The organism is Stenotrophomonas maltophilia, from assembly GCF_002799245.1.
GTDB lineage: Bacteria > Pseudomonadota > Gammaproteobacteria > Xanthomonadales > Xanthomonadaceae > Stenotrophomonas > Stenotrophomonas maltophilia_S.
The window spans coordinates 428,617-441,284 of record NZ_NEQV01000001.1 but is presented as its reverse complement, the minus strand read 5'-3'; the positions used below and the strand labels follow the sequence as shown (position 1 = coordinate 441,284).

General features: G+C 66.6%; 8 protein-coding genes. 2 read left to right on the top strand and 6 right to left on the bottom strand.

The features are described 5' to 3' along the window. Positions 1-3: 3 nt before the first annotated feature. The 5 genes from mdcA to B9Y64_RS02030 form a co-directional block, all read right to left on the bottom strand. Positions 4-1,647 carry a malonate decarboxylase subunit alpha gene (gene mdcA, locus B9Y64_RS02050; RefSeq protein WP_100439300.1) on the bottom strand — a complete coding sequence of 548 codons (1,644 nt, stop codon included), beginning with the start codon at positions 1,645-1,647 and terminating at the stop codon, positions 4-6. Between the two features lie 169 nt (positions 1,648-1,816). Further along, positions 1,817-4,009: a TonB-dependent siderophore receptor gene (locus tag B9Y64_RS02045; RefSeq protein ID WP_100439299.1), complete on the bottom strand. Its 2,193-nt coding sequence runs from the start codon at positions 4,007-4,009 to the stop codon at positions 1,817-1,819. Positions 4,010-4,335: 326 nt separating this feature from the next. Beyond that, positions 4,336-6,024, bottom strand: coding sequence for a malate dehydrogenase (quinone) (gene mqo, locus B9Y64_RS02040; RefSeq protein WP_100439298.1), 1,689 nt, complete (start codon positions 6,022-6,024; stop codon positions 4,336-4,338). A 193-nt stretch (positions 6,025-6,217) separates the two neighbouring features. Then, positions 6,218-6,664, bottom strand: a complete 447-nt coding sequence (locus B9Y64_RS02035) for a GNAT family N-acetyltransferase (protein ID WP_100439297.1) — start codon at positions 6,662-6,664, stop codon at positions 6,218-6,220. Between the two features lie 174 nt (positions 6,665-6,838). After that, a complete protein-coding gene (locus tag B9Y64_RS02030; protein WP_006424060.1) occupies positions 6,839-7,744 on the bottom strand; it encodes a LysR family transcriptional regulator ArgP in 906 nt (301 codons plus the stop codon). A gap of 139 nt (positions 7,745-7,883) precedes the next feature. Here B9Y64_RS02030 and B9Y64_RS02025 point away from each other — a divergent pair, with 139 nt between their 5' ends. Both B9Y64_RS02025 and B9Y64_RS02020 read left to right on the top strand, forming a co-directional pair. Then, positions 7,884-8,519: a LysE/ArgO family amino acid transporter gene (locus B9Y64_RS02025; RefSeq protein WP_005415673.1), complete on the top strand. Its 636-nt coding sequence runs from the start codon at positions 7,884-7,886 to the stop codon at positions 8,517-8,519. 163 nt (positions 8,520-8,682) lie between these two features. Further along, complete coding sequence (locus tag B9Y64_RS02020) at positions 8,683-10,671, top strand: alpha/beta hydrolase family protein (protein ID WP_100439296.1); 1,989 nt, start codon at positions 8,683-8,685, stop codon at positions 10,669-10,671. Between the two features lie 56 nt (positions 10,672-10,727). On the opposite strand, the gene B9Y64_RS02015 is transcribed toward B9Y64_RS02020, so the two are convergent. Next, positions 10,728-12,482: a peptide MFS transporter gene (locus B9Y64_RS02015; RefSeq protein ID WP_100439295.1), complete on the bottom strand. Its 1,755-nt coding sequence runs from the start codon at positions 12,480-12,482 to the stop codon at positions 10,728-10,730. Between the last annotated feature and the right edge of the window lie 186 nt (positions 12,483-12,668).

Sequence of the window (12,668 nt, the reverse complement as noted above, 5' to 3'; positions counted from 1 at the left end):
CCCTTACCAGTTGCGGAAGCGCTTGGGCGGGTCGTACAGGCCGCCAGACCAGCGCACCAGGTCCTTCACCGAACGCGCCGCCAGCAGGTCACGGCTGGCATCGCGCGGCGAGATGCCGAGGTCTTCGGGGCGGCGGATCGCGCCACGGTCGCGCAGGTTCTCCACCATCGCACGGTCGCGCCCCAGGCCGACCGTGGTGTAGCCGGACACGCCGCGGATCGCCTGTTCGCGCTCCTCGGCAGTGCGGCACAGCAGCAGGTTGGCGATCCCTTCCTCGGTGAGCACATGGCTGACATCGTCGCCGTAGATCATCACCGGTGGCAGCGGCATGTCCGCGCGCTCGGCCAGTTCCCAGGCATCGAGGCGTTCGACGAAGGCCGGCGCCATGTGCTCGCGGAAGGTCTCCACCATCTGCACCACCAGCTTGCGGCCGCGCGGCATTTCGCCGGCGCGCGCTGCCTGCTGGCCGGCCTTGATCCAGGCGTCGCTGGCGTGGCGCCGGCCGCGTGCATCGGAACCCATGTTCGGCGCGCCACCGAAGCCGGCGATGCGGTCGCGGGTGGCGGTGGAGCTGTTGCCCTGCAGGTCGATCTGCAGGGTGGAGCCGATGAACATGTCACAGGCATACAGGCCTGCGGTCTGCGAGAACGCACGGTTGGAGCGCATCGAGCCATCGGCACCGGTGAAGAACACATCGCCACGCGCGGCGATGTACTTCTCCATGCCCAGTTCCGAGCCGAACGAATGCACGGATCTGACGAAGCCCGATTCGATCGCCGGGATCAGTGCCGGGTGCGGATTCAGCGCCCAGTGCTGGCAGATCTTTCCCTTCAGCCCCAGCGACTCGGCGTAGGTGGGCAGCAGCAGCTCGATGGCCGCAGTGTCGAAGCCGATGCCATGATTGAGGCGGTTGACGCCGTACTCGGCGTAGATGCCCTTGATGGCCATCATCGCCATCAGGACCTGGATCTCGGAGATCTGCGCCGGGTCGCGGGTGAACAGGGGTTCGATATGGTTGGGACGCGGCGCCTGCACCACGAAGTTGACCCAGTCAGCGGGGATATCGACGCGGGGGAGGGTGTCGACGATCTCGTTCACCTGGGCGATGACGATGCCACCCCCGAAGGCGGTGGCTTCGACGATCACCGGGGTGTCTTCGGTGTTCGGCCCGGTGTACAGGTTGCCGTGCCGATCTGCGGCCTGCGCGGCCACCAGGGCCACGCGCGGGGTCAGGTCGATGAAGTAGCGGCCGAACAGTTCCAGGTAGGTGTGGATGGCGCCGATCTGGATGCGCCCTTCGGCGACCAGGTTGGCCAGCCGCACCGACTGCGGGCCGGAGAACGAGAAGTCCAGCTTCGAGGCGATGCCGCGCTCGAACACGTCCAGATGCGAGGGCAGGGACAACACCGACTGCACCATGTGCAGGTCATGCACGCGGGTGGGGTCGAGGTCGGCCAGCGCCTGGGCGAGGAAATCGGCCTGCTTCTGGTTGTTGCCTTCCAGGCAGACCTTGTCGCCGGGCTCCAGCAGCGCATGCAGCAGCTCGTGCACATCGTCGGCCGCCACCTGGTGCCCGCGCGCCCACGGCGCGGCGCGCTCCAGGCGCGCCTGGCGGCTGCGTTCCAACGTATCCCAGCTCGGGTTCATCGACCGGCTTCCGATTGGCGTTGAAATAATTACGGCATAATTATGGCGTGGGGTGCAATCCGCAGTGCAGCAAAAGGAAGGGCCCGCGCGGAGGCGGGCCCTTTCCTGTTGCCTGGGGTCAGAGCCCTTTCCTCCGGAAAGGGATCCGACCCCGAGGCATGCGCTTGGCTCAGAACTTCCAGCGCAGGCTGGCTGACACGAAGCGCGGTTCGCCGAAGTTGTTGTAGTCCAGGTTGGCCCAGTAGGTCTTGTCCAGCGCGTTGCGCACGCTCAGCGTCGCGGTCCAGTTGTCGCTGATGCGGTAGTTGGCGTTGAACTGCACCAGCGAATACGCCGGCTGGTTCACCGTCACCGTGCCGCCGAGCGGGTAGGCGATGTTGTAGCCCTGCACCCTGCTCTGCCACTGCAGGCCACCGCCGATGCTCAGGCGTTCCAGTGCGCCGCGCAGCTGCAGCTGGGTGTTGAGCTGCAGCAGGTCCTTGGGCGGATTGGCGTACAGCAGGTCGGTGGCGGCGCGGGTCACCTTGACGCGGGTGTAGCCGGCATTGACCGTCCAGCCCGGCAGGATCTCGCCGTTGACGTCCATCTCCCAGCCGCGTGCCTTGGTGCCGTTGATGCCGATATAGGCCGAGCTGCCGTCGCTCAGCGTACCTTCGGGCACGCTCATGTCACGCACTGCGTAGTTGTCCTGCTTGGCCTCGAACACGGCGGCATTGGCGGTCAGGCGGCCATCGAACCATTGCGTCTTGATGCCCGCTTCCAGGTTCGAGCCCTGCACCGGCGCCAGCAGGTTCTCGTTGCGGTCCTTGTAGTTCTGCGGATTGAAGATCTCGGTGTAGCTGGCGTAGGCCGATACGTTCGGGGTGATCTCGTAGACAAGGCCCACGTACGGGGTGACCTCATCGCTCACCTTGTAGGCACCGCTGGTGCCGGTATAGGCGCCGGCGGCGTTGTACGAGCGGCTGAGGGTTTCCCAACGGCTCAGGCGCGCGCCGGCAATCAGCGACAGCGGCTCGGCCAGGCGCAGGCGGGTGGCCAGATAGACGCCGCTCTGCGTGGTCCTGGCCACGCGGCGTGCGCCGGTGCGGGTGTAGGTCACCTCGGAAATGTCGCCGTTCCAGTTGAACACGTTGGGAATGTAGTAGCAGCGTTCACGCCCGCAGGTTGCCCAGTCGTTCGGGAAGTTCAGCGCCACGGTGTTCGTGGTGCCTTCCAGGTCCGACCACTGCGCGCCGACAGTGAGGTCGTGGTCGCGGCCGAACAGCGGGAACGTGCCGGTCAGGTAGGCATCGACATTGCGGCGGGTGTCCTTCGAATCACCGGCGGCCGCGCGCAGGTAGATGCCCGAGCCGGTGGCCGGGTCCGGGTTGCCGGTGCCGTACAGGCGCACGTTCTGCACGTTGCCGCGGGTGTAGGCGGTGTTGATCTTCAACAGCCAGTCGTCGCCGAAACGCTGTTCGAGGTTGGCGAAGGCAGTGCTGCTCTCGCGCTTCCAGTAGCTCCACTTCGGCGACAGGTTGGTCGAGCGCGCCAGATGGGCGAAGTTGCCCTGGTTGTCGAAGAACGCCACGGTGCCCCAGGTCGAACCGGTCGGGTTGTTGTCCTGGGTCTGGTAGCCGACGGTGACCGTGGTGCTGTCGGTGACATCACCTTCCAGCACCGCCATGCCGGCCATCTTGTTCTCTTTGTAGCGGTCGTAATACAGGCCGCGATCGGTGTAGGCGGCAACCACGCGGCTGCGGAAGCGGCCGTCATCGGTCAGCGGTGCGGTCACGTCGGCTTCCATGCGGCGGTAGTCCCAGCTGCCGGCGCTGACCGAGAACGACGCATCGAATTCCTTGCCAGGGCGCTTGCGCAGCAGGTTGACCGTGGCCGACGGTACGCCGGCACCACTGAGCAGGCCGTTGGCGCCGCGGATCACTTCGATGCGGTCGTAGAAGGCGGTGTCGTATTCCTGGTTGGTGGAGCCGCTGTAGGTGGGAATGCCGTCGACCTGGAAGTCGGTGATGGCGAAGCCGCGCGCGTAGTACAGCGGACGCTGGGTGTCATAGAAGGACACGCTGACGCCGGTCACGTTGCGCATCACATCGTTGATGCTGAACAGCGATTCGTCCTGCAGGCGCTGCAGGCTGATCGCGGTGGCCGACTGCGGGGTTTCCTGCAGGGTGATCGGCAGGCGCGTGGTGCTGGCTGGTGGTGCGGACTGCTCGGCACGCACGCTGACCCGGTCCAGGGTCTTGGCGTCGGCGGCGCCATCGGTGGCGGCGAACGCGCCGGGCGCGGCCAGCAGGGACAGCGACGAAAGCAGGGCAGCCGGCAGCAGCGCGCGGCGGGGCAGGCGGTTAGGGAAAGTCAGGGACATGGTGGGCTCGAGGCTTGGAAGCGGGGAAGGGCGGCAACAGGCGTCCAGCACCCGGGGCGGCGGCTTCGGGCACGGTCAGGTCCATCTGGAGGGGTGCAGTGATGGCGCAGGATGCAAATGTAAATAATTCTTAACAACATTACAATTCGCGTCAGTGTGCATCGGCATTCCGGCACCCGGCATCGCCTTCTGTAGAGCCGAGCCCATGCTCGGTTGTTGGCATCCCCGAAGAGCAGCCGAGCGTGGGCTCGGCTCGACAGCTGGCCACAAACGCGAACGGCCACCCGAAGGTGGCCGTCCGTCTGCATCGCAAGGAACGCGCGGGCTTACAGTGCCTGCAGTTCCTCGTTGGCGTTGCGCTTTTCCTTGGCCGGGGCCGGAACCGCGGCCGGTGCAGGCGCTGCCGCACTGGCATCCACCGGCACCTCCAGGTACGGCAGGTGCAGGGTCTGGCTGGTCAGCGTACGGATCTCGTTGACCAGCGCAGCGCTGTCATTGAGCTTGCGCCCGTAAGACGGCACGATCTCGCGCAGGCGGGTTTCCCAGCCTGCCTTCATCTGGTCCGGGAAGGCCTTGGCCATCAAGTCCAGCATGATCGGCGGCGAGGTCGACGCGCCCGGCGAGGCGCCAAGCAGGGCGGCGATGGTGTGGTCCTTGTCGGTCACGATCTCGGTGCCGAACTGCAGCACCGGGCCCTTCAGCGGATCACGCTTGATGATCTGCACGCGCTGGCCGGCGGTGACCAGCTTCCAGTCGCCCGGCTTGGCATTGGGGAAGTACTTGACCAGTTCGGCCTGGCGGTCGGCATCGTTCAGGCGCGCCTGGCCCATCAGGTACTGCACCAGGTCCAGGTTGTCCTTGCCCACTTCCAGCATCGGGCCGACGTTGTTGTGGGTGACCGAGGAATACAGATCCCACCACGAGCCGTGCTTGAGGAACTTGGTGCTGTACAGCGCGAACGGCCCGAACAGGACCACCGGCTTGCCGTCCAGCTTGCGTGCATCCAGGTGCGGCACCGACATCGGCGGCGAACCGGTCTCGGCCATGCCGTAGGCCTTCACGCCGTGGCGCGAGGTCACGTCCTGGCCCTGGAAGGCGAGGAACTGGCCACCGACCGGGAAGCCGGCGTAGTCCTTCGATTCCGGAATGCCCGACATCTGCAGCAGCTTCAGTGCGGCGCCACCGGCACCGATGAACACGAAGCGGGTGTGGGTGGTGGTCTCGGTGCCGGCCTTGAGGTCCTTCACCGTCACGTTCCAGCTCTTGTCGGCGTTCTGCCGCAGCGCGCTCACTTCATGGTTCAGGTGCAGGCTGAAGTTCGGGCTGCGCTGCAGGCCGGTGGTCAGCTGGCGGGTGATCACACCGAAGTTGACGTCGGTGCCGAGCGGCATCCAGGTCGCGGCGACCTTCTGCTTCGGATCACGGCCCTCCATCAGCAGCGGTGCCCACTGCTGGATCTGCTTCGGATCCTCGGAGTACTGCATGCCGTAGAACAGCGGGTTCTTCACCAGGGCCTGCTGGCGCTTGTGCAGGTAGGCGATGTTGTCATCGCCCCAGACGAAGCTCATGTGCGGCGTCGGGTTGATGAAGTCGCTGGGCTGGCTCAGCCGGCCTTCCTTCACCTGGTGCGACCAGAACTGGCGCGAGACCTCGAACGATTCGGCGATGCCGACCGCACGCTTGGTCTCGATGCTGCCGTCGGGCAGTTCCGGGGTGTAGTTCAGTTCGGCGAAGGCCGAGTGGCCGGTACCGGCGTTGTTCCAGCCGTCGGAGCTTTCACCGGCGACGCCGTCGAGGCGTTCGTAGACCTGGATGTTCCAGTCCGGCTGCAGTTCCTGCAGGTAGGTGGCCAGGGTGATGCTCATGATGCCGGCGCCGACCAGCACAACATCGACGGGCTTGTCGTTGCTGGCGGCGGGCACCGAGCGCTGGGTCAGCGGCCAGTACAGGAACAGCGCGGCGGCCAGCAACAGCAGCACGAGCAGGGCGAGCAGGGCCTTGCCAAATTTCTTCATGGGGGCGGGATCGTTGGCGGAGGGGAGGGGGTCAGGATGCGCGTGGGGCAGGGAAAGGGCGTGAAGAAACAACGCCTTGCAACATCCTGTCGCGATTCTAACCGGTTCCGGTCCTTTTTTGATGCAACGCAGCATCCGGCCTTTCGCGGCACCGTCACCGGTAGCGCCGGGCGATGCCCGGCGAGGCATCCCGTCAGATCAACTCGAGGATCTCGTCGCCGGCCTCATCGATCCCCCCGGTCGGGCGCCAGCCCAGGCGGCGATAGAAGCCATGCGAGCGCGAACGCGGATCGGCCGAGCAGGCCAGGTACAGCCGCTGGTGGCCGGCATCGCGGGTCAGGCTGACCACTTCCTGCAACAGTTGGCGGCCGATGCCGCGGCCCTCGTAGTCCGGCAGCAGGGCCAGCACCAGCACCTCGCCGCTGTGGTGGTCGGCGAAGCAGTAGCCGACCATGCGCTCGCCTTCCCAGGCGACGCGGCCGATGGAATCGCCCTGGGCGATGCCGGCCGCCCAGCTGTCCACGGTGATGCCCAGCTGCGCCAGCTGCTCGGCACTGAAGGCGTTCTCGCGGGTCCGCCCGCGCAGCTCGACGCAGGCAGCGGCATCGTCGGGGCGGGCATCGCGAAGGTACACGGGCATGCCGGACATCCTTGTGGTGATCGGCCGGCCAGTATCCGCATCACGCATGGACCCGGTGTGTAGAGATGATGGAGATCCGATGGAGCCCCAAAAAAGGGGACGGAGGGGATTAAGTCGCTTTTGCCTTACAGGTCGTATTTGCCTTAAACGACTTAATCCCCTCCGTCCCCTTTTTCAGCGCTTGCGGCGGATCAGTGCTGAGGAGGCATCCAGCACTGCGCGGGTCAGCAGGGCCATGGTCTGCACGTCGCCCTTCCAGTGCTGCCAGTACAGCGGCACGTCTTCCCACGCGCGCTGGCGCACGTAGACCAGGCGGCCCGCGTCCAGGTGCCGCTTGACCAGCGGTAGCGGGTTCATGGTCCAGCCCATGCCGCCCAGGTTGGCCTGCACGAAGGCGCGCGTGGAGGGAATCCACCAGGTCGGCGCGGTGCTGGGCAGGTCGTCGCCGGCCATGCGCCGGGCGAAGCGCGACTGCATCTCGTCCTTGCGGTTGAACACCAGCACCGGCGCCTGTGCCAGCGCCTGCGCGGTCACGCCCTTGGCGAAATGGCGCTCGCGGAACTCGGGGGTACAGGTCGCGGCGTAGCGGATGCTGCCCAGCGCATGGATCTGGCAGCCCTGCACCGGCTCGTCCAGCGTGGTCACCGCACCGAGCACCGTGCCCTGGCGCAACAGTTCGACGGTGTGGTCCTGGTCTTCCACGCGCAGGTCCAGTGTGGTGCCGGTGCTCTGCGCGAACTGCGAGGCGGCCTGCGGGAACCAGGTTTCCAGGCTGTCGTGGTTCACCGCCACCGGGATGCTGGCCTGGGGAAGATCCTCGTCGGCCAGGCCCATCCGGTGCAGCGCATCGTGCTCGAGCAGGGCGGTCTGCTCGGCCAGCTGCACCAGCACCTGGCCCTCGGCGGTAGCGGTGGCCGGGGTGCCGCGCTTGACCAGCAGGCGCCCGACCCGGTCCTCCAGCGCTTTGACCCGCTGCGAGATGGCCGAAGGCGTGACATTCAGCGACTGCGCGGCGCGGTCGAAGCTGCCCTCGCGGATCACCGCAGCCAAGGCGCGCAGCTGGGCATGGTCGATACGCATCGAATTAAGCTCCGCTAATGTTGGTTTAGGAAGTTTAGCTCGTCTTTTTCATGTTGCGGCGCGACAATGGCGCCCGTTCCGGTGCTGTCCGCCTTCGCGAGGCACCGTCCCCCCAAAGCAATACAAGGCAGTGAATCCCATGTTCTCGGTCATCTCCGCCAGCACCGGCCTCGGTGCCTGGTTCTCTGGTGCAGCCACCGGCATCGGCCTGTTCGCCGTGGTCGGGGCCCAGAGCGCCTTCATTCTGCGCCAGGGCATCCTGCGCAAGCACATCGTGCCGGTGGTCGCCACCTGCGCGGCCATCGATGCGATCTTCATCTTTGCCAGCGTGGCCGGCCTGCGCACGCTCACCTCGGCACTGCCGTGGCTGACCACGGCCGTGCTGTGGACCGGCGTCGCGTTCCTGGCCTGGTATGCGATGAAGTCGGCACGCCGTGCGATCGCCGGCGGCGGTGGCATGGGCGAGGCCGACAGCGATGACGGCAGCCGCCGCGCGGTGCTGATGGCCGCGGTCGGCTTCTCGCTGATCAACCCGCACTTCTGGCTGGACATGATGGTGATCGGCTCCATCGCCGAGAACTTCGGCAATGCCCGCATGGCCTTCGCCGCTGGCGTGGTCACCGCCAGCTGCCTGTGGCTGACCGCGCAGGGCCTGGGCGCACGCCTGCTGGCGCCGCTGTTCACCAAGCCCAGCACCTGGCGCGTGCTCGATGGCACCATCGCCGTGATCCTCAGCATCCTGGCCCTCATGCTGGCGGTGCGCGGGGTCCACTGACCCGGCGCACGCCCCCCGAACCCACGTCCTGACTCTCTCTCCAAGGTAGTGGCAACGACGGCACCGGCAACGGTGCCGTCGTCTTTTCTGGCTCTGGCGGGAAACCCGCGGCCCTGCCTAGAATCGGCCACCAGGACAAGGTGTCCACAGGAGCAGGGGAAGGATGCACAAGACGATTCTGGCGGCCGCGCTGGCCGTCATCGGGGGCGTTGCCGCAGGCAGCGTGGGGGCGGTGGACCTGACGCAGTACCTGCGTCGCGAGACCTTCACCGACATCAAGATCTCGCCAGGGGGCGAGTACGTGGCGGCAACGGTGCCGATGGAGGACACCACCGCGATCGCCGTGCTGCGGTTGAAGGACAAGCAGATGGTCGGCAGTTTCCGGCCCCCCAGCCGCAACCACGCGCAGGAATTCGACTGGGTCAGCAACGAGCGCCTGCTGATCGGCCTGGCCCAGAAGTGGGGCTCGCTCGACCAGCCCAATCCCACCGGTGAGCTCTATGCCATCGATGCCAACGGCAATCGCGGCGAGTTGCTGGTGGGCTACCGGGTGGAGAGCAACGGCCCGGGAACCCGCATCCAGCCGAAGAAGGTCGAGGCGGTCGCCGCCTTCCTGGCCGACGACCTGCCGGGCGACGAGCGCAACGTGCTGGTCACGGTGTGGCCGCTGGCCGAGGATCCGTTCACCCGTGTCGATCGCATGGATGTGACCAGTGGTCGTCGCTCGCGGGTGGCATCCTCACCGGTTCGACGCGGCGAGTTCACCACTGATGGTGCGGGCGAGGTCCGCTTCGTGCACGGCTCGGGCGGCGACAACATCAACAAGCTGTATTTCCGCGAACGCAGCGGCGACAGCTGGAAGCTGATCAACGACGAGGCGGTCAGCAAGCGCATCGAAACCGCCCTCGGCTTCTCGGCCGATGGCAACCTGGCCTATCTCAATGTCGAGCAGACGCAAGGTCCCGATGCGATCGTCAGCTGGAATCCGCAGACCGGCGAGCGCGCCACGCTGCTGCGCGACGAAGTGGTCAATCCTTACCGCATCATCCATCGGCCGGGGACCCATGTGCCGGTAGGCGCGCTGTACCTGGGCGACAGGCCGCGCACCCGCTTCTTCGATGAAGGCTCGGCCGATGCGCGGCTGTACCGCAGCCTGGAAGCGGCCTTCGGGGGCGCGGTCTACATCACCTCCAGCACCCGCGATGGCCGTGTCGTGCTGGTGGAAACCTGGTCGGGCACCAATCCCGGCGATTTCTACGTGTACGACACGGTGGCGCGCAAGGCTGAACACCTGATCAGCCGCAGCGACTGGATCGACGTGGAGCGCAGTGCCAGCGTGAAGCCGATTGCACTGAAGGCCCGCGACGGCCTGCCGCTGCACGGCTTCCTGACCCTGCCGGCGGGCAGCGACGGGCGCAACCTGCCGATGGTGGTGATGCCGCATGGCGGGCCGTTCGACATCTTCGATTCCGGCCAGTACGACCGCGAAACACAGATGCTGGCCGCCGCCGGCTATGCCGTGCTGCAGGTCAATTTCCGTGGTTCGGGCAACTACGGCCGGGCCCACACCCAGGCCGGCGCGCAGCAGTGGGGCGCGGCGATGCAGGACGATGTCACCGATGCCACCCGCTGGGCGATCAGCGAAGGCATCGCCGACGGCCGTCGCATCTGCATCTATGGCGCCAGCTACGGCGCCTACTCGGCGATGATGGGGGCCGCCCGCGAACCCGGGTTGTACCAGTGCGCGGCCGGCTATGTCGGCGTCTACGACCTGCCGATGATGTACACCCGCGGCGACATCCAGGACCGCGGTTCAGGCGTGACCTACCTGCGCGAATGGCTGGGTGATCCGGCCAAGCTGGGTGCGGTGTCGCCGGTGAACCTGGCCGAACGGATCAAGGTGCCGGTGTTCCTCGCCGCCGGTGGCGAAGACAAGCGTGCGCCGATCCAGCACACCGAGCGCATGGAAGCGGCACTCAAGCGCGCCGGCACGCCGGTGGAAAGCCTGTACTACAAGACCGAGGGCCATGGCTTCTATACCGAGGCCCATCGCAGCGAGTACTACGACAAGCTGCTGGCGTTCCTGGCACGCAGCCTGGGGGGCAAGACCGCGACGACCGCACCTGTGGCCGGCAAGGACAAGGCGCCCTGAGCTGACGGGGCGGCGGAGGATCGTTCCGCCGCCCTGGTTTTACGCATGCGCGGGGCTTACTTCACCCCGTGCATCATCTTCTTCAGCAGTGGCGCGGCGATGAAGGCGGCCAGCGCACAGCCCAGGCCGATCCACATCAGCAGCCAGAACAGGTGTGCATAGGCGCCGGCAGCGGCCACCATGTCCAGCGATTCGCCTTCCGGTACATCGATCGCGGCCAGCTTGCCGAACAGTGCGGCCAGCGTTTCCGAGAATGCGGTGGCCAGGAACCAGGTGCCCATCATCAGGCTCATCACCCGCGGCACGGCCAGCTGGGTCACCGCCGACAGGCCGACCGGCGACAGGCACATCTCACCGCTGGCCAGCAGGAAATAGGCCAGCACCAGCCACCACACACTGGCCATCTCGCCGGTGGCACCGACCTGCTGTGCGGCCAGTGCCAGCGGCACGAACGACAGCGCGCCGATCACCAGGCCCCAGGCCGACTTCACCGGCTTGCCCGGTTCCCAGCCACGGCGGTCCATCCACGTCCACAGCGCGGCAAAGGCCGGAGCAAGCAGCACCAGGAACAGGCCGCCGAGGTAGGTCAGCGAGCCGGCGGTCTGCGGAATCACCAGGCAGTCGCGCACCAGCAGCACCAGCATCAGCACGACAATGGCGGCGAAGAACGTGCGCGGCGCGGCCGAGCCCGGGCGCCGTTCGGACAGGCGCGCGCTGACCACGAAGCCGAGCGGTGCCAGCAGCAACGAGATGATCGACCACGGCAGCGGGGTACCGCCGGTGATCACCAGCGACGGCACGATGTCCTTGGTCAGCAGGCGGTCGGTGAAGGTCACCCACGAGCCGTAGGACTGCTCGTACATCGTGAAGAACACCAGCGCCATGAAGATCAGCACCATCAGCGCGATCATCTGCTGGCGCTGCACCGGCGTGCACTTGCTGCCGGTGAACCAGGCGAACCAGACCAGCACGCCGCCCAGCACCACCAGCATCAGCATCAATGCCAGGCTGATTTCACCCCCCAGCGCGAACGCACCGTTGCCAGCCGCCCACATCAGCCACGCCACTGGCAGCACACCGAGCACCGCGCACAGATAGATGAGCCATTCGCGCGGCAAGCCCAGCACCTTCTGCTTCAGCGCGGCCGGCTGCGGCGGCTCGGCATGGCCCTGCAGGTACTTCTGGCCCCACAGGAACATCGCCAGCCCGGCCAGCATGCCGATACCCGCAGCGCCGAAGCCGTACTTCCAGCCGTAGGCTTCGCCGAGGAAGCCGCACACCAGCGAGGAGAACAGCGCGCCCAGGTTGATGCCGGCGTAGAACAGCGAAAAGCCGGAATCGCGGCGCGGATCGTCCTTGGCGTACAGCTTGCCGACGATGGTGGAGATGTTCGGCTTCAGGAAGCCCACGCCCATGATGATCAGCGCCAGCGACAGGTAGGTCACCGCCAGTGCCGAGGTGTCGCGCACCACTTCGCCGTTCACCCGGTACGCCGCGTGGCCTTCGAAGGCCATGCCGAGATGGCCGAGCACCAGCAGGATGCCGCCGAACAGCACCGCCCGGCGCATGCCCAGCCAGCGGTCGGCCAGCATGCCGCCGAACACCGGGATGCAGTACACCAGGCCCCCGTAGGCACCGAGCAGGTCCAGGCCGGCCTTGTCGCCGAACAGGTGGTATTTGGTCAGGTACAGCAGCAGCAGCGCCTTCATGCCGTAGAAGGAGAAACGCTCCCACATTTCGGTGAAGAAGCAGACGTAGACGCCCTTGGGGTGGCCCAGGAAGTCGTCGGAAGCAGAGGCGGCAACGGTCATCGACGGCGGGGACTGCGGAAAGGGCGCGATTATAGAAGGGGAGGGGCGGGATCACGGCGCTTATGACAAATACGACTTAATCCCCTCCGTCCCCTTTTTTGCGGCAGGTGCTGCGTGGCTTTGCGGGATCGGCTGGTTGGGCTTGCCGCACTGGCCGGGCGGCAGGCTGGACCAGGGGCAGCGGTG

What these genes read in the sequence shown, in the direction of transcription:
- B9Y64_RS02020 (WP_100439296.1), top strand. Translation starts at nt 8,683, where the DNA reads ATGCACAAGACGATTCTGGCGGCCGCGCTGGCCGTCATCGGGGGCGTT.
- B9Y64_RS02015 (WP_100439295.1), bottom strand. Translation starts at nt 12,482, where the DNA reads ATGACCGTTGCCGCCTCTGCTTCCGACGACTTCCTGGGCCACCCCAAG.
- B9Y64_RS02035 (WP_100439297.1), bottom strand. Translation starts at nt 6,664, where the DNA reads ATGCCCGTGTACCTTCGCGATGCCCGCCCCGACGATGCCGCTGCCTGC.
- mdcA (WP_100439300.1), bottom strand. Translation starts at nt 1,647, where the DNA reads ATGAACCCGAGCTGGGATACGTTGGAACGCAGCCGCCAGGCGCGCCTG.
- B9Y64_RS02030 (WP_006424060.1), bottom strand. Translation starts at nt 7,744, where the DNA reads ATGCGTATCGACCATGCCCAGCTGCGCGCCTTGGCTGCGGTGATCCGC.
- B9Y64_RS02045 (WP_100439299.1), bottom strand. Translation starts at nt 4,009, where the DNA reads ATGTCCCTGACTTTCCCTAACCGCCTGCCCCGCCGCGCGCTGCTGCCG.
- B9Y64_RS02025 (WP_005415673.1), top strand. Translation starts at nt 7,884, where the DNA reads ATGTTCTCGGTCATCTCCGCCAGCACCGGCCTCGGTGCCTGGTTCTCT.
- mqo (WP_100439298.1), bottom strand. Translation starts at nt 6,024, where the DNA reads ATGAAGAAATTTGGCAAGGCCCTGCTCGCCCTGCTCGTGCTGCTGTTG.